The sequence below is a fragment of the Paenibacillus lautus NBRC 15380 genome (assembly GCF_004000945.1).
Classification (GTDB): domain Bacteria; phylum Bacillota; class Bacilli; order Paenibacillales; family Paenibacillaceae; genus Paenibacillus_AQ; species Paenibacillus_AQ lautus.
The window spans coordinates 91,972-112,515 of sequence record NZ_BIMF01000003.1; the positions used below are offsets into that span (position 1 = coordinate 91,972).

Sequence of the window (20,544 nt, forward strand, 5' to 3'; positions counted from 1 at the left end):
CCTCCGTCCTGCAGCTGTAAGCTTGCGTTAGACATAACGACCTCTCTTATAGGTGTATAGCTGCTACCCCCTCGAATACAAGAGTGCTCCGCCAGACCCCAGAATAACGAAATGTTGACCAGACGGCGAAAAACCACTTTTTATTTCCCCATCCAGCCGATTCAAATCGATCATCACGGCGTGTTTGAGATATTCATAGTTAGGGACAAACACCTGATCCAAAACTACGGAAGCCCTTGGCCACCAGGGGTAAATGACTTCCAGCTTCCAGCCATCGTTCGTGATGTGAATCCCGTCCCCAGACTCAAATCCAAAAATAGAAATGTCCTGTCCGCTCTGCGGAATACGAAAACTCAAGTAGTTATCGCAAATATGATCATCCGTTACATTAGGATCCTGGTCTCTGTGCAGTCGATTCCCGGATCTGGCCTGTGTAATGCTGTAACCAGAGCTGCTGATCAGAACAAGGTTCTCATCGGCATCCCATCCGCACGCAATACACCCCGCAGCTGGAATGATAACCTCATGACTCCAAGGATGTGGTGGTTTCGTAGGTTCTTTGGCTTGTGCCTGGTGCAGCAAATCGATCTCAAACTTCGTTCTGATTTCTTTTTTTGAATGTTTAAAAGGGTTCATATCATACTCCCACATGGATCTGAATTAAGAACGAATACGCCCATTCCTTCTCTGCTGGTTAGCAAGACAAACCTCGCTCAATAAAAAACAATATCACTGTTTAGGATGATGGTTCATCTCTTGTATTCTTGTGTTAAGCTCATCCAATGAACGCTGCATACGCTCCATCCTTCTCAGAGCGGAATACTGATTGCTGATAATCCCGGCCAAGCCGACTATCAAAATGAAAACGATGAAAATGATCATGTATAGTTACATCCTTCCATCCTCTAAGTAATCTAAAAATACTTGTTATCAGGTATCATCGAAGCGTGAACCCATTCTTCAAAACTACTAAACATCAAGGTCTTCGGCCATTCCGCCGACTCTTCATGTTTCCAGGTTAAATGCACCTTCGCATACGTTCTCGGTTCATCTAATAAAGAAAACAAAAAATCATCCCGATCGCATCGTCTTGCGACAGTCTTCACTTGAACTCCGAACAGAATATGCTCCTTCGAGATTTCCTTATATAATTCTTCCGCGAATCTTTCCGAGGTCTCGGCTTCCCATGGCTCCAAGTAGATGAGGTCTTCAGGTATTGTTGTCATAGCAGCACCTCCCTTTGTATATCCTTCAATGCAATGCATCCTAATCTCAACTCGACGTTTACGAAGACGGATTACTACCTAACTCCTTGCGATGAAGAATAGGACTCATATCACTGTGATCGATGTGCAATGTTCCATCAGCTTGTTCTGCCTCATGATTAAATACCAAATACCCTCCAATGATTGCATCACCTGACTCCAGTATATATCCCACAATCTGATTGTGCTTCGTTGTTTTTTCTTGCAGAATATACCCTGTTTCGATGACCTCTTTATCCAAAAATGGGGTCATTTCCAAATGACCCACTTCTTTAATATCTTTCACATGCGAGTTAAATGATTGTAATGTATGAGCAGCGTATTTTGTTTCGGACGCAAATCTATCAATGCTCCATCCGTAATTATCCAAGTAATTAATATGCTGTTCTTTATGAATTTCTACGGCGACCTCATCATCCTCTTTATTACAACCAACAAGGATTACTAGCATTAGAATGAAGAATAACTTTAATTTCAATTCTCCGGTCCTTTCCTGCAACAGGATTATGTATCCGAATGAGAAGTCTTTACCATGGTTGGGACGGCTTTACCCATTTGTCATCCTCTTAATTCCTCCTATATAAAACGACTACGAGTATCCCATAGGTGTGGGTCCAATTTTACCGCTGGCGTGAAAGTTGTTGTCAATGAGTACCGCCCGCCGGATTCCGCTGATTGATAGGCACCAAACAGAATCTCGTGCACGTGCAGCTGCTGTTTCGCAGACTGGACGGGCTGTTCACCTGTACGAAGGCAGCGAACAAAATGGGCAATAACACCCTCATCACGTTGTTCCGTAATTCGACGATATGGCACATAACAGTTATCATTCCCCCGCCAATGGACTGGCTCCGCATCTGGAATGGAATCTCCTAATGTGTGAACAACCAAAGGATATCCTCCATCATTCAGAGCTATAGTGCCTTTTCGACCGTAGATCAGTGTATTATTCTGCTTGAAGGACATTCCCCATAACGAGCGAACAACGGCATGTTGCCCGCCTGTGAATTGAAGGATGAGGCTCGCATTATCATCCACATCGCTGTTCACTTTCTTACCATCGCCAACGAAACGATTGGGAATCAGCGTGTTGACTTCAGCCATCACACTTGTAGCGGGGCCCAACAAACCGATCAGACGGCTAACTGGATAAGCCAGGCAATCCAATACCGCACCCCCATGCGCTACAGATTTATCATAATACCAGTTATCGCGCCATGGGCCTGGAAGGGAGAGTTGTGCTTCCGCGCCTGTGATTTTTCCAATGTACCGCTCATCAATGTAATCAACAGCAGCTAGAAAGACGGGATTCAAGTCAAAAGGCAGGCTCATAAAAATCAGTTCATTCTCCTCTGCCAGCGTAACCATACGTTTACAGTCTTCAAATGTGGTCGCCATCGGTTTCTCGTTCAGAACATGCAATCCCCGTTCCAACGCAGCCAACACGGGCTCAGCATGCATGGAATGAGGGGTCGTAACCACTACGCCATCCAGATCTTCTTGCTCCATCATGAGTCGATAATCGTCATACCTTCCGGGTATTCCATATGCCGCTGCCTTCTTCTCCGCATTCTCCAAATGTCTGGAGTATGTTGCTACAATCTGCACACCTTCAAGCATTGCCGCCTGTTCAAAATAACGATTACTGACATGACCGCTGCCGATCATGCCAAGCTTAATCTTTTCATGGAAATCACCTGTATCTCTAATTTTTGGGTAATCCCGTAGATGGCACCTCCTGTATGACCGAGTTGTAGTTGGATTCATTAACAGGTATACCTTTTATAACCGCAAACACTCGTAAAATGTTTCATTAAACTTGGTCTGATCTTCACTATAATTCTCCGTATATTTGTTCAGCATTCGAACCCCTACCGCATTGAATTCAGGAATAACTACGCAATGACAGCCGGCGGCTCCGGAAGCATAAAACCATTTTTCTTGAAAATACCATCCAAAAATCCGGTGTTGATCTTGAGTTTCAGCTCTTAATTGGTTAATCAAACGAAATACTTCAGTAGATAGGAGTTGTTGGTTACGAACAGCTCCTTGCTGTAGATGCAGATATCCCCACATCGCCAAATCCTTAGCGCTGGCATACAAATTCCGGTCGTAACCTTCATCGGATTCTATTCGAATGGAAGCATACCCATCCGCAGCTTGAAAATCACATACCAAACGAGTTTGGGGCACAGACACCCACTCCGAATGGTTCAGCTCCAGTGGTTTAAATACCCGTTCTGTTATTAGTTGCGAGATCGTCTTGCCTGTTATAACCTTTATTAGTTTTCCTGCGACTTCCTCGCGTTCGATTGGCTGGGGCCCAAAGTATTTTGCATTAGCTTTTGTTGCTAAGTCTCGGATGGTTACTCCCTTTAAATCGCTTGTTGGCATATCCTTAATAATATCAGAGACAACCGTATCGATGGAGATGTTCCCTTCTGTAACCGCAATGGCAGTTGCCATGCCAACGTATGACTTTCTGATTGAATATAGATTAAACATCGAATTCCCGGTTACCGGCAATGCACCACTCTTAAAATGATGCTGTCCAGAATACCATTCCGTTACGGCATGACCATCTTGGATGATGAACAAAGCGGAAGCAGAAGCACCATACTTCTCCTGAGAGGCTTGTGTATATGAAACTAGTTTCTGGAACGGATTGCTCATAAAAAGCCCCCTTTCTAACGACAAAACCCGCCCTGTAGATCTTGCTCTGTTTAGGTCGGGTCAAGAGTGTCTTATTATTTTATTTCGTTGCATAAATCGATAACCACTGAGGAAGCGCTACAAGCTGGTTCAATCGCCAGTTCTCTACCCCTCTATTTCTCTATAAATGCTCAGCGCTTTCTCCATCTTGTCTGTGTATTCCGTGGATTGGCTAGAATTTAATAGCTTAACATCCTGACTCCCGCTGGAGCTGAGCAGATCATGGTCACTTAATACCTGAATGAGTCTGTTCACGGTTCCTTTACTGCCATCTATAATGCGAATGTGATCCGGCAGCAGATCCGATAAGATTCTTTTGTAAAAAGGATAGTGGGTGCAGCCCAAGACGATGGTTCCGTATTCATTCATATCGAAGGATTCGAATTGCTTGGTAAAGTAAGCATTCATGACCTTTTGATCGAAATTTAATGCCTCACAGTGCTCTACCAGCTCCGGCAGAGGCAGGGAGTCCACGATATGCATGCTATCGACTCGTCGAACCAAATCCCTGTACTTCGATTCCTTTAAGGTCAGCGGCGTGGCAAGCACCAGGATTCGCTTCCCGCTGGAACGGCTGATTTCGACGGCCGGCTTTACGGCCGGCTCCATCCCGATCACCGGGATCGGATAAGCCTTCCTCAGATCGGAAATCGCCATGCTTGTAGCCGTGTTGCATGCAACGACGATGGCTTTGACTTCTTCCTTCATGATCGTTTCCATCGCATGATGGATGTAAGATTTCACGTCTTCCTTGGCTTTGGTACCATATGGCACATGGAGGGTGTCCGCATAAAACAAAAAGTCTTCATTGGGCAGCTCCTTCATAGCCTCCGACAACACGGTTAAACCGCCTAAACCTGAATCAAAAAAAGCTATTCTCATGTTTTTCACCTATCGTTGTATGTTTTTCTGTCAGCATCATTACATTCATGTCCTTATACATTATACTCCACTACCCGAATCCTCGCAGGGCCATCTGTAGGAAGTGAATCGTAATTAGATCAGGTTCAAAATATAGAACGACCCAGCCTTATTGTAATCTCAGAGGCCGGGTCGTGTGCGTCGTTCCTATGCGATTCTGAGAAGAATACGTAAATTCCTTCGCGGACGTGAAGAAATACGTGTTTTACTCAAAACATTTCAACAGTGCCAAGGCCTCTTCATGATCAGGTTCCAGAACAAGCGCCTCACGCGTGTATTCCAGAGCCTCCTCGTCGAGACCAAGCTCATAGCAGCAGATCGCCAAGCAATATAAAACCGTTGGCACCGGCTCGTCTTCATCCGTTTCCACGGATTCCTTCAGGAAGAACCTCGCATCCTCGTACATATCCATCTCGAACAGCACCAGCCCCGCGTCCAATGCCAGATCATAACGCTGCTCCATTACATAGTACGATGACCACATCTTGTAGATGCCTGTTCGAATATCCAGCATTTCTTCGTCATTAGCATCCGGCAGCAAATTCGAAATACGCTTCGCGCTCTGAATGAAGAACTCGGCGTCATACCCGCCCAATCGCCAAAACGACAATATTTGCTGCATGCCCATGCTCTCAATATTCCGGTCGATCCATTCCTTCATGCAGAAGAATTCATCAGGTCCGAAGCGTTCGATAAATTGGCGGTAAGCGATCCGAGTATTCGTATAACTCATCGGTCCTTCCAGCATGAGGATACAGCCGATGTTAATATTTTTATAATGCTGCGTGGGGAAAATCGCCTGCGCGCCCCTTTGCTCAAACACATGCTGCAGCGCATGATAATTAGCCGTTAAAGAGAAGCTGCCATGGTAAATTAATTGCGGTGGTTCGGCGAACTTCCAATTATCGATACGATGATCTCCTTTATCCGCAGTGAGAAGCATGAAACCCGATGTTGATAACTGATTCAGTCGCTCCAGGCAGGTCAAACCAACCTCTGGAAACAGGATATGTGAATCCTCCAGCTCTTGCTGGTAATAGGCAATCACATCGCGGTACGGGTAGGTATCCTCCTCGTATCTGGGTGCGCGGCTGTGCTCGTATGCCAGTTTCATACGTTCCAGTGCTTCAGCCGGCTTGAGCTTGTCGTGCTGATCCGGAAATTCGATGACAACATCGCTCTCATAAATCTTGCCTTCTCCCACGTAGATCAATTCTTGCGGAATGCCGTCAAAAAAATAGTTAGCGACAACCAGCAGCGGCTGCTTCAGATCTCCAGGACGTATCGTTGTCTTCGATACCACCAGGTTCAATTCTGTATCATGCACGGCATCAAATCTCGCGAAGTCCAGCAGTCCCTGTTCAATATAGGATTGCATGGCAGGATGTTGATTCCATGCCGTAACATTTTTAATCGGCAGATCGGTCATGACATAGCGGAAAGGGGGCAGCGCTATACCCGCAAAATCTCTCAGCTCGCACAGCTTGTGCAGCACATGATAACCAAGGCGCCCGGCTCCGGCACCCAATTCCAGAATCGTTACCGTTTCGGTTAGATTGCCTTGATCCGCACGGTCCCGAAGGAATCCGAATATAATTTCGGCGTAAGCCGTTGCAATCATAGGGTTGCTCGTAATATACTGCGGAACCTGGTCATTATTCCAAGCCTTCATCCCCAGTTCTTCGTAATAAGTCCGTTGTAGTTCCCAGATGGGTGCTTCACTGAAACGGAAGCGTTGTTGAATATTGTCCGTCATTCTTTATAACCCTGCTCTCTATGTATCTTTAAAGTACAATCTGATGACGTGCATGCTGATGCACTTGTCAACCAAAAACGTCTATTGAATCGTACCATATAACTCGGTTCTACCCAAACCCTTCTGATAATAAAATCCGTGTATAAGCTTGGACTTGATGGTGGATTCGCTATTCTCAGGCGTATAGGCACCTTTCCTTCCACACCCTAATATAGTGTAGGAGAACAGAAGGGCGGGATGTGCATGGGTACGAGCATGGAACGAGAACAATGGGCCATTTTTCTGGCAGCGATCTGCGGACAGACCTATACACAATTCACCAATACGGACGGCTCATTTGTCCTTCCGCTAAATTATTCGCTTTATGACACCATTGAGGCGAACTCCTTAATCAGCGTGTCCGAGCGCTTTGGGTTTATTCTAGAATCACCGGACGAAATTATTATTGCCTTTCGGGGCACCAGTTCAACGACAAACTGGATCTCAGATGCCATCGCCTCCCAAAAAAACTTCAAATATATTAAGGACTCTTCTCTCACACACCGCGGTTTCACTAACATCTACGCCTCTGCTCGCGGCCAGGTGATGTCGGCGCTTAACCGACTTCCTACACACAAGACACTGTTCATTACAGGCCACAGCCTTGGAGGAGCACTCGCAACCTTATGCGCAGTCGATGTTGCCGCCAACACGGACCATCAATCCCCCTATGTGTTTACCTATGGGTCCCCTCGTGTGGGAGATCCCGATTTTGCCAAGGCCTTTGCCAAATATGTTCGAAGCAGCTCCCGTATTGCCAACCTGTTCGACGTTGTAACGCATGCTCCGCCTCATATCTACAAGATGCCGAAACGGGAGAAGAAGTACTATTACAGCCACGTGCATGCCCAATGGCCTTTGACCTTCCAGAATGGGTCGGTGAGCGGAAACCACGTGATCGGAAGTTATTATACGGAGCTTGCCAAGCTCCAGCCGCAATTTGCCGAACGCTTAAGTTCGACAAATCCCGAATTCTGTCCAGTTACAGAATCACCATTAGAGAAGGTGTAAGCTTATTATTCAGATCATATAAAGAAAGCGGACTTCCCTGATAAGGAAATCCGCTCTTTTTCTTATTTAACCAAGAATAGATTACTCATGAGCACCCATTAACATCGGGAACAAAATCTTCATTTCAGCCTCATTCGGTCTTCTGCCATAATCCGCAATTTCGAAAGGCTCTGCATATTGTACGCTGGCTGCATAATCTTGGCCATATTGCTTCGCAAGCGAAGGGAGCATTTCGTCCGAGACGCTCAGGAACCGATCCCAATACTTCAGAATAAAATCCCGCTTCTCTTCCCATGTATTCGGTACCGCATCCAAGAAACCGCCCTGCCAAGGTGCAAACTCGTAGAACTGGGAAGCATGGGCATCGCAGGCCAGCAATTTCTTCTCGATGACGGCTCCTGCATCGAACACAATATCCGGTTGATACGTCGCCCGTGCCGCATAATCCGGCATCAGCAAGAATATCGGGGATTTCTTCAATGACGGCACTTCAGGGACGGCATTAGGTACGTTCGCAACAAAATCTGCCGCATCCCGCACGACCTTCCCGACATTGCGGTTATCCACATGACCGGCTCCGTCCGGATGGAACGTAATGACGATATCCGCCTCCCAGCCACGGACTTGACGGATCACTTCCTTGCGTACTTCGAGCGTTGGCATCAATTCGCCATCGGGAATGGGCAGGACGACGTATTCCAGCACCCCAAGCCGCTTTGCTGCCTCATGAGCTTCTTGAATCCGACGTTCGACCAGCTGCTGCCCGCTCAATTCATGATGACCACAGCAGCCATCGGTTAGCGTTACGAACTTGACTCGATGCCCCGTCTCTGCGTAAGCTGCCGAGATCGCGCCTGCATAGATTTCAGGTTCATCCGGATGTGCAGCAATGACAATGATATTGAGCATATTAGACATCTGCTGCTTCCTCCTTGTAGTTTCTTGAGTATACGTTCTATATATCGATTACTTCGTTCGTTTCATCAATGGGTGATCTTCTTTCAATTCCAGCAAATCCCACAGATTGCCGTATAAATCCTTAAATACCGCCACCATGCCGTAATCCTGTTCTTTGGGCTCTCTTACAAACTCAATCCCCCGCGATACCATTTCACGATAATCTCTCCAGAAATCATCAGTATTCAAGAATAGGAACACCCTGCCGCCCGACTGGTTGCCTATAAATGGCTCTTGCTCTGGTTTGGACGCCCTGGCAAGCAATATCGTTGTGCCGACCGATCCCGGAGGTGCTACGACCACCCAACGTTTATCTTGTTCAGGCTGGTATGTATCTTCAATCAAGGTGAAATTCAGCTTCTCGGTATAAAATGCGATGGCCTCATCATAGTCCTTCACAACTAACGCGATATGGACAATGGATTGTATCATGTTCTCTCCCCCTCTGATATGATTTTTCAATTCCGTTTCTTATTTATCTTCTAGTACGATCATCATGATGTTCCCGTCCGGAGCTGTACATCTTCCCATAAGGACCGGATCCAAAAGGTCCGGAAGCCTTGAATACCATTCTACCGATTTTCCCATATGGTTACATCAATAAAAAATGAAGCTATCTTTTTCTGAATTAACGGGTTCCATTAGGTTCCAGCCGCTCAACCGAGTTAGCGGACTGAATGAATTCTTGCTTATCTAACTTAGGCTGACCTTCATTAAGAAAATATACAAATCTATACGTTAAGCCGTTATTTCTCCACCATAATGATTGACCATCATCATCTTCTTCATAATATCCTTGAATGCCATGTTCCAGAGCGTGGCTTGTCTTCCCTCTCGCAATGGATTGTTCACTGTATATCTGGTCAGTCTCATCATAAGTAATGATTAAATTATAAAGCTGCTGTTTATCATTATTCCTATGATGGTATACCACTTCCTGAAATTTCCCTTGCTTGGTTTCATACGATTCCAAAGAAGCGGTTTCTTCTGTCACATCAATCGGAATGTATATTGGAATCTCCGGAATGAATTCCAGTTTGGATTCAATAAGCTCAACCGGCTGCTCCGTTACATGCACATAATTTGTAGTTGAACCTTCAGAGTTGGTATTACATGATGTAATGACAATCAACATAAAAAAGATCAGAACGCGTTTTGCTACTTTCATGAAGCCCTCCAGATCGAAATTGGCATTAACGAGTCATTAAACCGGCGCCAAGAGTTTTTCTCTACTCTACCTTCCAATCATGTGCTAATTTTATGAGTTCTTCTTTGGCTTCTGCTTCACTGTCGCCTATAACTTCTCCTTCAATATAATAAGTTCTTATGAGTTCCTCCGACTTTTCTTTAACAGGTTTCTGAATGTATATCAAATAAAACACTTTATCCGGAACTGGATAAACTGCCGAACCACCATGTAGAAATCTAATCAATGTAGCCTGACCCATAGGCAGCTGTATACTCTCTTTGTTCGTTATTTCCGAATGATTTCGAATGCTTACATGTCCATCAGGACCATCTTGTTGCGCAACCGTGAGCTTAATAAGATCTTTCCAAATAACAGAGCTTGTATGTTCATCTAATGTCAGGGTAACGGAGTTATTAAGCACTTTCGTTGCATTGGATTTTTGTAGCAGAATAGAAATCATCAGAAATGAGATGAATAGAAATATTATACATAAGAGGATTGTAGATTTCTTGGTCATTGTGTTACCTTTCCTTAACCAGATTCGGTATGATTCGGTCTATTGATCAGCAATATATTTGTGACGCCTCTGTCTCGGTTTCCCACCTTTGAAATATCTAAATGATCCTTTCTAATTCCGTCAGCTTCTTTATGATGTAATCGGGCTCAATATGATCCGGCTTCACTTTGTTCATGCGATTGATCCAAACGGCTCGGATTCCCAATGTTTGAGCCCCTATAACATCACTTCTTAATGAATCCCCGACATGCAGTACCTCCGTATTCTTTAACTCATACCTTCGAAGTGCTTCTGCAAATATTTCCGACCTAGGTTTATATGATCTAACGTCTTCACTAGTGATCACGCCAGTGACCTTTAATTCGTGAAACTTTATGGCTGCCATCACATCTGATGTATCAATATTAGAAATGATATATTTGGGCAATTCACACGACGTCAGAAACGAGAGGGAATCCTCATATATGCCCGGCTTTTGCCAATGCTCAAATTGAACCTGTATGATCTCGTCGGCGAGGCAATTCGATTTGAAGTAATCTATCGTCATGCTTAAAGATGTTCTTCCCAGATTTCTTTGAGTATCAAAGTTTTCCCCGTAGCTTTCTTGAAACATCTTCGAGAATGATGTCCACCAGTATTGCCCTATTTCCTGAATGGTACAGTCCTCAGAGGAAGTCTTCTTGATTTTTTGGCATATTAAAGGAATGATCTCATCATCTTCATGAACCACAGTCCCATAAAAGTCGAGGAAAATCGCTTTGGTTGTCATTGCCATTACCCCCCATCTCTAACTTGCCTAAAGGTGACAAGTGTATGAGCAATTACGTTCACCTTTTTTTAATTTTTAATGTCACAACGTCATCATAGCAAACCCTTTAACGCTCTGAGTCGCAATAAAATTTCAGCAACATGTCCTTTCATACATACGCTGATGAATAACCCTTCATTGAATCGGTCACCGCGAACATAACTGGTCATCAATTTTCTAAGGGTTACCAGATCGGCGCAGCTAATGCTGATCCCAATATGGTTATTTAAATCTCGATAAACCTCGTTCTCCGCTAACCATTCGCTCCAGTTAAATACCATGAGGAAGCCGACATCATCCAAGGCTTTACGAAAACTTCGGATTTCCTGGCTTTCGCGTCGATATCCATTAACGTCGTGGTAAAAAACGGACCCGGGATATTGAAAATAATCGAGGTATGAGAGCAATCGCTCCACATCTGAAGCAGTTAAGTCTGAGTCATACGGCATACCATCACCTCACTTCATTTTCTGCGTAAGTTTCTTTCATCCGGTCGATAGAGGATTCTTTGGTAATCCCAATCTTTAGTATCCATATCGCCTAAGTACATTCTCTCATGCTCGGGTACCCGTTCATATTTCTCTCTTAAATGTTCCCTGTAGAACTCGGTGGGATTTTCTAGGTATAAATAATAAGCGTCCCTGCATTCTTCATGCGCGGATTTCTCCCCGTTCAATTTCCTGTGAATGTCGATAAGTTCCTTGAACTTCTCCTCAATGTCAGCCGCATACAGCGGTTCAGACAGCGTAACCTCGCCAAGTCCCGCTATGCTAAGAGGCAGCAAGCCATCGAATGTCGTGAATAGCGTCCCATCCTGAAACCATTCGTTTAACTCATCAAGACAGCTCCGGATGTCTAAGGGCAGGTCGTGGACCATGACTTGACCATCCTGGTACACATTCAAATAAACTAGATAATTCGCACCCTCATATTTCATGAACATGTGGAAGCCGTCACCCTCCACCGTTTGATAGAACATTTCGTCCTTCACATAAAAATCAGTGGAACGCGGGGAATGGGACACTCTTCTGGCTTCCCATTGCTTCTGCTCACGCTCTGAAACTTCATAGATATTCACGAATTCCGGATTCATCACGCGAATGGTCTGCTTGATATGTTCATAATAGCCGTCTGGATGGAATCTCCAGTTCGCTTCCTTGACTCGGAACGCACCCAGTCCATGGATCGACAGATTTTCGCCAAGCGGAACGACAGGCGTCAGCCAGTTCGAATCGATCTTGTTTTTTAGCTCTTTGAGGTCAACAAGCTCCCAGCAATTGATCATGCCGTCTTCATAGATATCTACGCCAATATAAAAGTACTGACCTCCGTTGCGGATTATTCCCGGTATGGAAGTACCTTCAACGATTTTGGATCTCCGAATCTTTTTCATATGAATCACCTTCCGATTATAGGTAGTATGAAAAACGACTCCCAATCTTCCCTCTTGTTAACCTGGCATTCTTATTCTATTTTACATCCTCATTTCCGTTTGGTAAAAATAGCAAAAGAACTCCCCGGCTCATGAGATTATCATGACAGCAGGAAGTCCCTATGTGTGGTTTCGTTTAAGCTACACTCTTAAAAAAGCAATATAATCCGTTATGATTCCTTTGTGTCCCAAATGCCGAAGCATGGTCGTGATATTGCCTCTATGGTAGGTTCCATGATTTACGACCTGCTGGAGAATCTCCGAAATCGAATTCTGAAATGCCTCACCTGCAGTGTTGTGATAAGTCACAACCTTCCCCATATCGCCAACCGACGCTAAATATTCATGGTGCTTGGTTTGGAGCTGGCTCAGGTATTGACGAGCTGCTTCCAAATTCGCGAACGGTCTCGCGGCAAGCGACGGAGGACTTTCTTCCTTGATCCGGGCAAACCAAACTTCCTCCGCAGCTGCAAGGTGACCGAAGACTTCGGCGATGGATTTAAAGCCCAGATTCACTTCCTGGAGAAACACGCCTTCTGGCAAGGATTGCAAATGATTCCATACTCTTTCGTTCGCCCACATGTGATAGTCGTACAATTGAAGATACGCTTCGTTCATTCTGCTCTCTCCTTACTTAATCGCTTTATCGGTAAGCTTGAGTTTACGATGCTAGCTATAACACCTAGCCCCTAGCACCTCGATAGAAAATTATACCATATATTGCGAAAAAGCAGGCTCGGAGATCAAACGAACATAACGCATATTCGGATTACTCTTTCACGCTTCCAAGCACGATGCCTTTGACGAAAAAACGCTGCAGGAAAGGATACAGCAGCAGAATCGGCAGCGAGCCGATGAATATTTGCGCAGCTTTAAAGGTTCGATTGGATACTTCGGAAAGCGCCGCGGCATCATCTGCATTGATCGACGTCAGGTTGGTCTGTACGATAACGGTCTGAAGATAACTCGACAACGGGTATTTTTCCGGAGAATTCATCAGTAACAGTCCGTCAAACCATTCGTTCCATTGGCCGACGATCGTAAACAGCGTAACGGTAGCCATGGCCGGCAGCGACAGCGGCGCGTATATTTTCCAAAGGCTGGTGATGTAGCTCCCGCCGTCAATGAAGCAGGATTCCTCCAGCTCCTTCGGCAGGCCGCGAAAAAAATTGAGCAGCAAAATCACGTTGAACACCGCTACAGCACCCGGGATGACCAATGCCCATATCGTGTCGATCAGACCTGTATCCCTGATGGTCATATACCTCGGTATCAACCCTCCGGAGAACAGGGTGGTGAACACGAAGAACCAGGCATACTGCGTGCGGAATTTAAAATCCCGCGGTTCCTTCGACAGGGGATAAGCGATGAGCAGGGTCAGCAGCATGCTGATCCCGGTCCCGAGAACGACACGCTGCACGGTGACCCACATCGCTACCATAAATTGCGGCTTGTTCAGCACGTACTGATAGGAGCTAAGCGTAAAATCGACGGGCCACAGCTTCACGATCCCCGCCGTCGCCGCGCCTTTGGAGCTGAGGGAAACCGCCAGAATATGAACGATGGGAAGAAAGCAGAGCAGCCCCAGACCGATCAGAAAAGCGTAGGTGAAGCCAAGAAAGAATTTGCGGCTGAGTGACGGTTTATGCATACGGGACACCTTCCTTCCTAAAATATTCTGTAATTGGCGAACTTGGATGCCAGGGCGTAGGACGTCACGATAAAGACGAACGAGATCAGGGATTTGAACAAGCCGATCGCCGTGGCCACCCCATACTGGGCACCCTGCATGCCGATCCGGTAAATAAACGTATCCAGAATGTCCCCGCTCTCATAGACCTGCGGGCTGTACAAGTTGAACACCTGGTCAAAACCGGCATTCAGCACATTCCCAAGCGAGAGGGTCGCCAGCAAAATAATGATCGGCATCATGCCGGGAAGCGTGATGTGCCAGGTCTGTTTCCAGCGGTTTGCGCCATCCACCGTAGCCGCTTCATACAGGGAAGGATTGATGGAGGTTAACGCAGCCAAATAGACGATGGTGCTAAAGCCGAATTCCTTCCAGATGTCCGTTATGACGAGGGTATAAGGAAACCATTGGTTGCTGCCCAGGAAAAAAATCGGCTCGATGCCGAACCAGCCCAATACTTGGTTCACGATCCCGTTTGTCGGCGACAAAATGTCGATAAAAATTCCCCCGAGGATGACCCACGATAAAAAATGCGGCAAATATACGAGCGTCTGCACGCCCCGTTTGATCAGCTCGTTCCTCAGCTCATTCAGCAGCAGCGAAACCAGGATCGGCACGACCAATCCCCCGATGATTTTCATGAAAGCGATAAACACCGTATTCCAAATGATTTGGCTGGTTTCCGGCAAATCGAACACATAACGGAAATTGTCCAGCCCAATCCAATCCGAGCCGAAAAGGCCTTTGAACGGAACGAATTTCTGAAAGGCCATGGCGATGCCGATCATCGGCCAATAGCTGTAGATCAGCACGATGACGATGCCGGGCAAGATCATCAGATGAAGCGGCCACTGCCGCCGAAACTTATTGCTTAACATGGCGATCCTCCTGTCTGTCAATGTATATCCCATTCGCCTTCAGCAGGTGGTGAAAAGAGAACAGGGGCGGGTGTCAGAAACCTCCCTCCCCTGTGCCCGTTACCCGAACTCCTTATCTGGCGGCCTTCCATGCATTAACTTCTTCGGTAATCTTGTCGCCGCCGAGCTTCTTCCAATTGGCCACGAACTCATCAAAGGCGTCGATGCTTGCCTCGCCCAAAATGATTTTGATGAACGTTTCCTGCTCCAGCCGGTCGAGCGTCGCTTTTTTGTCGGCCATGGTCTCGGTCGGAGCGCCGACATAACCGTTCGAGATGACTTTGTCCGCATCGTTCAAATCGCGAAGCTGCTTCATGGAGCCTTCCGGCCCATTGGCGGCATAGCCGGACCAGCCCATCGGATTGTTGCCTGCGAGATATTCCTGGAACTCCTTGAACATGATCTTCGTTTCGGCGCTGGTGATGTCCGCGTCGCTTTCGGATTCCAGCGCTTTGGCCAGCTCCTCCTGCCGGATCAGGTCTTTGTTCGGATTGACAACCTCAACCAGCGAATATTTGTTCACCCCGATGGATACGCCGTCTTCGATGATTTGGCCGTACTTGTCAAATTCCGCATTGTCGCTGTACAGCTTCTCATAATACTGGTTAGCCAGCTTGACGATGACCTCGGGATGCTCGTACCCCTTTTTGACCACGTAATATTGGGATACGGCAAAAGGCATCTGCACCGTCGCCGGACCGCCATCCAAAGACGGGATCGGGTAGGACTTCCAATTCACCGATTCATCTTCTTTCACCATGTCCCAGAAAGGCCATGCCGGATACCAGCTCGGTCCGATCAGCATGCCGATTTTGTGGGTGGTCACGGATTCAAAGACCTTGACGGTATCCTTTACGCCGAACTCCGGATCGATCAGCTTGTTCTTGAACATGTCCTGCAGCTTGGCCAGCGCTTCCTTCATCTCCGGCTGAATGCTGCCGAACTTCAATTGTCCCTCTGCGTCTTCGGTCCAAATTTGCGGGAAACCGCCGAAGCCGTTAAAGAATCCTACTGAAGAGCTGTTTAATCCGATATCCTTGGTCAGCGCAAGTCCATAAGTATCGGCCTTGCCGTTCCCGTCCGGATCCTGCTTGGCAAACGCCTCCGCAATGGCCACAAGGTCATCCATCGTGTTCGGTTCAGGCAGATTCAGCTTCTTCATCCAATCCTCCCGGACCCACAGCAGCGGAGCCGAGCCGCCGATGACCGGCTGGGTGGACGGGATCGCCAACAGCTTGCCGTCAAACGTCGCGGAAGGGAGCGCGTTTTTCTCGATCTCCATGACCTGCTTCAGGTCATCGCTGGCGTAATTCTCGAAAGCGGGCGTCAAGTCCGCCAATTGCCCGGCGTCCGCAAGCTGGCGCAGCTGCTCCGGCGTCACCTGCATGATATCCGGGAGGTCATTCGAAGCAATCGCGATATTCATTTTGGATTCATACTGCTCCTGGCCCGTCACCACCCATTTATAGTTGAGGTTGATGCCCATTTCCTTATATAGGTCGGTCCACACGTTGTTTTTAATATCCTGTCCGGACGGGAACTTCACTTCTTCTCCCACAAACCGGACGGCATCCAGCTGAATGGGGGGATCATACTTGCCGAACGGGTCGCCCGGCTCCAAGGCCGAGGCTTCGCTATCGGCGGATGAACCAGGCGCGCTGTTTCCGCCTTCTTCCCCTTTGCTGCAAGCGCTTAAAATAAACACGAAAGCCAGCATACTGATCCACAATACGGACAAGATCTTATTTCTCTTCATGTTTGCGACCTCCTTGAATTCGATGTTTGTTTAGAGTATAAGGGAACAAAAAAAGAGCTATCTACTCCAAGCTCTTTACTTTGATATCTTCTCTTTACATGTTGTGAAGTTCTCTGTATTCCTGCGGCGTCAAATGGGTGGTTTTTTTGAAAAAGCGGTAAAAATACGGCGGAGAACTGAAGCCCACCGCAGCGGCGATGACATGGATTTTGTCCGTGGTCTCCTTCAGCAGCTGCTTCGCTTTGGCCAGCCGTGCCGCATTGATCGACTCGGACAGCCCCTCCCCGGTCACTTGTTTATACAATCTGGACAAATACGAAGGGTTGTGTCCCACGGCCTCCCCGATTTGCGTCAAGGACAGGTCGCCGCTTAAGTGATCCTCGATATACCGTTGAACTTTGGCGATCACCTCATGCTGCTGATCCTGCTTCCCCTGCTCTCTCCGGTTGAAGATGATGTCCGCCAGCCTTTCGAAATATTCGGCTGCCTCCGTCCAGGAATCATGCTCCTCCAGATGAGTCAATGTAATATAATCCACCGCCCCTTCCCCTTCCACGTTCTGGCAGAGAGCTTCCATATCCACCAGGGACGGCATCATTACGGACACCAGGCCGTAATATACCTCCATCTTCAGCAAATATTCAATCTCCGGCGGGAAGGAAGAGGTATCGGTCACCTCCTGGAACAGCTGCATGAATTCCTCCCGGTCCCCATTGTCAAGACAGCCGCGTAGCAGCTCCATCCGCTTCAGATGCGAGCGAGAGCGCCGCACAAAATTCCCAATACGATCCGGGCGGTTGCGCTCGCCGGTTTCGGTCAGCAGAGATTCGTGGCCGATCCCGAGGCCGCTGTCCAGCAGCTGCTTCAGCCCTTCGAATTTGTCCGGCAGCCGCTCCCAATCGACCCATTCGCCAGCCATGGCAAACGAAGTCTTCAATTTCAGAAGCGTTTTGCAAACGTCCTGAATTTGTTCCAGCATCCCGTGAACAAAACGCCGGACCCGTTCGGCCGCCGGACTTTGAACCTCCTCCGGATGCTCCTCCCCCTCCTCTTTGCGCTGCAAAATCCAGATCATCTTGGCCCTGCCGAACTCCACGGCCATGCCGTCTGTCATCGGGCCGAGCAGCTCGCCGATGATGTTCTGGACCGCGTACAGCATCAGCGATTGGGCCGATGGACTTTCTTGCCTTTGCCAGCCGTCCAGCCTGCATAACAGCAGAAGGCAAGGCTTGCCGGGATCCAGCTTCATCTCCAGCTCCGCAAAGCGCTGCTCCAACTCCTCTCGCCGAATATGTCCAGGTGCTTTTTGCATCAGGTCCAGAACGTACTGCTGCTGTAAAAACGGCAGCGCCATGCTCATAGTGTCCCTCGCTTTGGCAATCAGACTGCCCTCTTCCATCTCCTGGTCAAGCAGCTCCACGGTTTTCTCGATTGCGCTCAGCACGGCATCGTTACCCTCGGCCTTAAGAACGTAATCGACGCTTCCTTGCCGGGTGGCCTCCTGGATATAAGAAAAGTCGTCGTATCCGGTCAAAAAAATCACTTTGCAATGGGGCCACTGCCTGGATATTTCCTTCTGCAGGGCAAGACCGTTTAACCCCGGCATTTTGATATCTGACAAAACGATGTCCATTTTCGCACGTTTAAGCCAGCCCAAGGCTTCCGAAGAGGAATAAGCCTTATACACCTCAAGCTTGAGAAATTCCGCGCCAAGGCACAATTCCTCAAGCCCGTTCACGATAAAAGGTTCGTCATCCACAATTAGTATTCTGTACCTGCTCTTCATTCATCTCGCTCCTTTCTTGCTTTGGCAGTGTCATATCGATTCTCAAACCGCCTAATCGGCTTCTCGAAAAGGCCAATCCACCCGCAGGCCCGAATTTTAATCGAAGGCGTCGATGCACGTTGGATAAACCCGTGATCTCTCCTTTCACGTCCGAATTCGCGATCATGGATTGCAGGTTCCGCAGCTTTTCGTCCGTCAACGTCTCCCCGTTATCCTCCACGATGATATGCAGGACATGCCGCTCAGCGACCATGGTCACCCGGATTTGCCCATCCGCTTCCTTCTCCTCAAGTCCGTGCTCGTATGCATTTTCGATTAAGGGCTGCAGGATGAGCAGCGGAACGTCCAGTTGCTCCCAATCACCGGGGATGTCATTCCAATAAGCCGATATCCGGTTATGGAAACGGATGGACTGAATGTCCACGTAAGCCTTGGCATGCCCCACTTCAGCCTTCAACGAAACTTCGTCGGCTGCGTTGCGGGTGATGAACCTGAAGTATTCCCCCAAATGCCTCGTAAAACGAACGATATTCTCGTAATCCTGCATCTCTCCCATCTGATGGAGCGTAAAGAAGCTGTTATATAAAAAATGGGGGTTGATCTGGGATTGGAGCTGCTTCAGCTCGGAACGCTGCGAGCGGATTTTCTGCTCAAACACTTCGTGGATCAGTACCTGCAGGCGCTTCACCATATGGTTAAACTGCTCGTACAGATAGTGGAACTCGTCATAATGCTTATGGCGCAGCTCCACCCGGGGACTGTCGAAATCGATGTTGCGGAATGCCCTCACCATCCGCTGAAGCGGCTGATGAATTCGGCTGTAAATCCAGCCCGAGAACAGAATAACCACCAGCAGGGAGAAGCCCGACAGTCCGAAAAAGATCATGCGGTATTTCCCGAGCGGGCCCAGAAATTCGGCTTCAGGCACATACACCACCAGGTCGGCATTCAAAAAGGCGGAGCGCTCCACGCTAACCCAATAGTTGGCCCCATCCGCCTTTACCTTCGTGTTGTAGGGAAGCTTTGAAAACTCGGTGCTTGTTAGCGCTTCCAAGTCAATGTGCTCGGCCAACCGGGGACCGATGCCGCCTCCGTCCTCCTGAGTCAGGACCCAGCTGTTGTCGACGCCGATGAGAACGGCGCCCCCGTCCCCCGTTGCCAGCTGCAGGAGCGCCGTTTGCATTTTCGGAACGGAGAGCTCCGCCGCAATCGCAAAATTAGGCGGGTGACCGTTTCGCAATCGTTCCGGGTATACCATACCCAGCAGAAGCTTGTTCTTCCATTCAAAAATGACCCGATCGGGATGCTCCTCAAGCGCCTTCATCTGTTCCGGCGGCATGGCTCCTTCGTACGACACCTGCTCAATCGTTTTCTCAATCAGCGGAATATACGTTTTGGCCTCCTGAACGTATTGATTGGAGCTTTGCAGCAGCCTCATTTTGCCCTGAAGGCGGTTGATCGCCTGAAAATATTCGGAACGGCTCATGGCGGGCGCGATGGTGCTTAGCTTTTGCAGGTCGGAGTCCTGCGACAAATCATTCATCAGCAGCACCGTTGATCGCAGCTCCTGCTCCAGCGTGCGCATGAAAAAATTAGTCCTCGCATTCAATGACTGGGTAATTTCCTGCTCCACGCTCGCAAGCCCGGACTCGTTCATGTACAAGGCAGCGGCGTAAACCGGCAAAATGGCCAACAAAAAGCCGGCCACGATTTTGGGATAAATCGATTTGAACCACAGCAGCTTCATCGTTTGCCTCCACTTCGTTACCATGATCGCTTCTCCTAACC

At 47.8% G+C, this 20,544-nt stretch carries 22 protein-coding genes; 1 reads left to right on the forward strand and 21 read right to left on the reverse strand.

The features are described 5' to 3' along the window. Nucleotides 1-63: 63 nt before the first annotated feature. The 8 genes from PLA01S_RS07495 to PLA01S_RS07525 form a co-directional block, all read right to left on the reverse strand. Complete coding sequence (locus PLA01S_RS07495; RefSeq protein ID WP_127591276.1) at nucleotides 64-636, reverse strand: hypothetical protein; 573 nt, start codon at nucleotides 634-636, stop codon at nucleotides 64-66. A gap of 93 nt (nucleotides 637-729) precedes the next feature. Beyond that, nucleotides 730-882, reverse strand: coding sequence for a hypothetical protein (locus PLA01S_RS31890; protein ID WP_164817354.1), 153 nt, complete (start codon nucleotides 880-882; stop codon nucleotides 730-732). 32 nt (nucleotides 883-914) lie between these two features. Continuing rightward, nucleotides 915-1,226, reverse strand: coding sequence for a hypothetical protein (locus PLA01S_RS07500; RefSeq protein ID WP_127591278.1), 312 nt, complete (start codon nucleotides 1,224-1,226; stop codon nucleotides 915-917). A 58-nt stretch (nucleotides 1,227-1,284) separates the two neighbouring features. Next, a complete protein-coding gene (locus PLA01S_RS07505; protein WP_127591725.1) occupies nucleotides 1,285-1,716 on the reverse strand; it encodes a DUF4830 domain-containing protein in 432 nt (143 codons plus the stop codon). 125 nt (nucleotides 1,717-1,841) lie between these two features. After that, complete coding sequence (locus PLA01S_RS07510) at nucleotides 1,842-2,933, reverse strand: Gfo/Idh/MocA family protein (protein ID WP_164817356.1); 1,092 nt, start codon at nucleotides 2,931-2,933, stop codon at nucleotides 1,842-1,844. Nucleotides 2,934-3,047: 114 nt separating this feature from the next. Further along, the gene (locus PLA01S_RS07515) at nucleotides 3,048-3,938 is read right to left on the reverse strand and encodes a serine hydrolase domain-containing protein (RefSeq protein WP_127591282.1); all 891 of its coding nucleotides are present in this window, start codon (nucleotides 3,936-3,938) and stop codon (nucleotides 3,048-3,050) included. Nucleotides 3,939-4,082: 144 nt separating this feature from the next. Further along, complete coding sequence (gene murI / locus PLA01S_RS07520) at nucleotides 4,083-4,859, reverse strand: glutamate racemase (RefSeq protein WP_127591284.1); 777 nt, start codon at nucleotides 4,857-4,859, stop codon at nucleotides 4,083-4,085. Between the two features lie 244 nt (nucleotides 4,860-5,103). Continuing rightward, a complete protein-coding gene (locus PLA01S_RS07525; RefSeq protein WP_127591286.1) occupies nucleotides 5,104-6,654 on the reverse strand; it encodes a tetratricopeptide repeat protein in 1,551 nt (516 codons plus the stop codon). A gap of 255 nt (nucleotides 6,655-6,909) precedes the next feature. Here PLA01S_RS07525 and PLA01S_RS07530 point away from each other — a divergent pair, with 255 nt between their 5' ends. Next, a complete protein-coding gene (locus PLA01S_RS07530; RefSeq protein WP_246059384.1) occupies nucleotides 6,910-7,704 on the forward strand; it encodes a lipase family protein in 795 nt (264 codons plus the stop codon). Between the two features lie 81 nt (nucleotides 7,705-7,785). Here PLA01S_RS07530 and PLA01S_RS07535 read toward each other — a convergent pair whose 3' ends face one another. The 13 genes from PLA01S_RS07535 to PLA01S_RS07595 all read right to left on the reverse strand — a co-directional run bounded on the left by PLA01S_RS07535 (nucleotide 7,786) and on the right by PLA01S_RS07595 (nucleotide 20,527). Continuing rightward, a complete protein-coding gene (locus PLA01S_RS07535; protein ID WP_127591290.1) occupies nucleotides 7,786-8,622 on the reverse strand; it encodes a PIG-L deacetylase family protein in 837 nt (278 codons plus the stop codon). 48 nt (nucleotides 8,623-8,670) lie between these two features. Then, entirely contained in the window at nucleotides 8,671-9,093 is a 423-nt protein-coding gene (locus PLA01S_RS07540; RefSeq protein WP_127591292.1) for a VOC family protein, read from the reverse strand. 196 nt (nucleotides 9,094-9,289) lie between these two features. Then, nucleotides 9,290-9,829, reverse strand: coding sequence for a hypothetical protein (locus PLA01S_RS07545; protein ID WP_127591294.1), 540 nt, complete (start codon nucleotides 9,827-9,829; stop codon nucleotides 9,290-9,292). A 61-nt stretch (nucleotides 9,830-9,890) separates the two neighbouring features. Continuing rightward, on the reverse strand, nucleotides 9,891-10,367 hold the full coding sequence (locus PLA01S_RS07550; protein ID WP_127591296.1) for a hypothetical protein: 477 nt from the start codon (nucleotides 10,365-10,367) through the stop codon (nucleotides 9,891-9,893). 97 nt (nucleotides 10,368-10,464) lie between these two features. After that, nucleotides 10,465-11,136, reverse strand: a complete 672-nt coding sequence (locus tag PLA01S_RS07555; protein ID WP_127591298.1) for an HAD family hydrolase — start codon at nucleotides 11,134-11,136, stop codon at nucleotides 10,465-10,467. A gap of 92 nt (nucleotides 11,137-11,228) precedes the next feature. After that, complete coding sequence (locus PLA01S_RS07560) at nucleotides 11,229-11,624, reverse strand: DUF6508 domain-containing protein (RefSeq protein WP_127591301.1); 396 nt, start codon at nucleotides 11,622-11,624, stop codon at nucleotides 11,229-11,231. Nucleotides 11,625-11,638: 14 nt separating this feature from the next. After that, nucleotides 11,639-12,568 carry a DUF7638 domain-containing protein gene (locus PLA01S_RS07565; protein ID WP_127591303.1) on the reverse strand — a complete coding sequence of 310 codons (930 nt, stop codon included), beginning with the start codon at nucleotides 12,566-12,568 and terminating at the stop codon, nucleotides 11,639-11,641. 180 nt (nucleotides 12,569-12,748) lie between these two features. Continuing rightward, nucleotides 12,749-13,225 carry a DinB family protein gene (locus PLA01S_RS07570; RefSeq protein ID WP_127591305.1) on the reverse strand — a complete coding sequence of 159 codons (477 nt, stop codon included), beginning with the start codon at nucleotides 13,223-13,225 and terminating at the stop codon, nucleotides 12,749-12,751. Between the two features lie 151 nt (nucleotides 13,226-13,376). Then, entirely contained in the window at nucleotides 13,377-14,258 is an 882-nt protein-coding gene (locus PLA01S_RS07575) for a carbohydrate ABC transporter permease (RefSeq protein ID WP_127591307.1), read from the reverse strand. A gap of 17 nt (nucleotides 14,259-14,275) precedes the next feature. Further along, entirely contained in the window at nucleotides 14,276-15,175 is a 900-nt protein-coding gene (locus PLA01S_RS07580) for an ABC transporter permease (RefSeq protein ID WP_127591309.1), read from the reverse strand. A gap of 112 nt (nucleotides 15,176-15,287) precedes the next feature. Then, nucleotides 15,288-16,970: an extracellular solute-binding protein gene (locus PLA01S_RS07585; protein ID WP_127591311.1), complete on the reverse strand. Its 1,683-nt coding sequence runs from the start codon at nucleotides 16,968-16,970 to the stop codon at nucleotides 15,288-15,290. A 94-nt stretch (nucleotides 16,971-17,064) separates the two neighbouring features. Then, a complete protein-coding gene (locus tag PLA01S_RS07590) occupies nucleotides 17,065-18,756 on the reverse strand; it encodes a response regulator transcription factor (RefSeq protein WP_127591312.1) in 1,692 nt (563 codons plus the stop codon). Next, the gene (locus PLA01S_RS07595) at nucleotides 18,722-20,527 is read right to left on the reverse strand and encodes a sensor histidine kinase (RefSeq protein ID WP_246059385.1); all 1,806 of its coding nucleotides are present in this window, start codon (nucleotides 20,525-20,527) and stop codon (nucleotides 18,722-18,724) included. The genes PLA01S_RS07590 and PLA01S_RS07595 overlap by 35 nt, the downstream gene beginning before the upstream one ends. Nucleotides 20,528-20,544: the final 17 nt, after the last annotated feature.

Bases quoted from the DNA above. Each gene is read 5' to 3' on its own strand.
- PLA01S_RS07495 (WP_127591276.1), bottom strand. From the start codon at position 636: ATGAACCCTTTTAAACATTCAAAAAAAGAAATCAGAACGAAGTTTGAG.
- PLA01S_RS31890 (WP_164817354.1), bottom strand. From the start codon at position 882: ATGATCATTTTCATCGTTTTCATTTTGATAGTCGGCTTGGCCGGGATT.
- PLA01S_RS07500 (WP_127591278.1), bottom strand. From the start codon at position 1,226: ATGACAACAATACCTGAAGACCTCATCTACTTGGAGCCATGGGAAGCC.
- PLA01S_RS07505 (WP_127591725.1), bottom strand. From the start codon at position 1,716: ATGCTAGTAATCCTTGTTGGTTGTAATAAAGAGGATGATGAGGTCGCC.
- PLA01S_RS07510 (WP_164817356.1), bottom strand. From the start codon at position 2,933: ATGATCGGCAGCGGTCATGTCAGTAATCGTTATTTTGAACAGGCGGCA.
- PLA01S_RS07515 (WP_127591282.1), bottom strand. From the start codon at position 3,938: ATGAGCAATCCGTTCCAGAAACTAGTTTCATATACACAAGCCTCTCAG.
- murI (WP_127591284.1), bottom strand. From the start codon at position 4,859: ATGAGAATAGCTTTTTTTGATTCAGGTTTAGGCGGTTTAACCGTGTTG.
- PLA01S_RS07525 (WP_127591286.1), bottom strand. From the start codon at position 6,654: ATGACGGACAATATTCAACAACGCTTCCGTTTCAGTGAAGCACCCATC.
- PLA01S_RS07530 (WP_246059384.1), top strand. From the start codon at position 6,910: ATGGAACGAGAACAATGGGCCATTTTTCTGGCAGCGATCTGCGGACAG.
- PLA01S_RS07535 (WP_127591290.1), bottom strand. From the start codon at position 8,622: ATGTCTAATATGCTCAATATCATTGTCATTGCTGCACATCCGGATGAA.
- PLA01S_RS07540 (WP_127591292.1), bottom strand. From the start codon at position 9,093: ATGATACAATCCATTGTCCATATCGCGTTAGTTGTGAAGGACTATGAT.
- PLA01S_RS07545 (WP_127591294.1), bottom strand. From the start codon at position 9,829: ATGAAAGTAGCAAAACGCGTTCTGATCTTTTTTATGTTGATTGTCATT.
- PLA01S_RS07550 (WP_127591296.1), bottom strand. From the start codon at position 10,367: ATGACCAAGAAATCTACAATCCTCTTATGTATAATATTTCTATTCATC.
- PLA01S_RS07555 (WP_127591298.1), bottom strand. From the start codon at position 11,136: ATGACAACCAAAGCGATTTTCCTCGACTTTTATGGGACTGTGGTTCAT.
- PLA01S_RS07560 (WP_127591301.1), bottom strand. From the start codon at position 11,624: ATGCCGTATGACTCAGACTTAACTGCTTCAGATGTGGAGCGATTGCTC.
- PLA01S_RS07565 (WP_127591303.1), bottom strand. From the start codon at position 12,568: ATGAAAAAGATTCGGAGATCCAAAATCGTTGAAGGTACTTCCATACCG.
- PLA01S_RS07570 (WP_127591305.1), bottom strand. From the start codon at position 13,225: ATGAACGAAGCGTATCTTCAATTGTACGACTATCACATGTGGGCGAAC.
- PLA01S_RS07575 (WP_127591307.1), bottom strand. From the start codon at position 14,258: ATGCATAAACCGTCACTCAGCCGCAAATTCTTTCTTGGCTTCACCTAC.
- PLA01S_RS07580 (WP_127591309.1), bottom strand. From the start codon at position 15,175: ATGTTAAGCAATAAGTTTCGGCGGCAGTGGCCGCTTCATCTGATGATC.
- PLA01S_RS07585 (WP_127591311.1), bottom strand. From the start codon at position 16,970: ATGAAGAGAAATAAGATCTTGTCCGTATTGTGGATCAGTATGCTGGCT.
- PLA01S_RS07590 (WP_127591312.1), bottom strand. From the start codon at position 18,756: ATGAAGAGCAGGTACAGAATACTAATTGTGGATGACGAACCTTTTATC.
- PLA01S_RS07595 (WP_246059385.1), bottom strand. From the start codon at position 20,527: ATGGTAACGAAGTGGAGGCAAACGATGAAGCTGCTGTGGTTCAAATCG.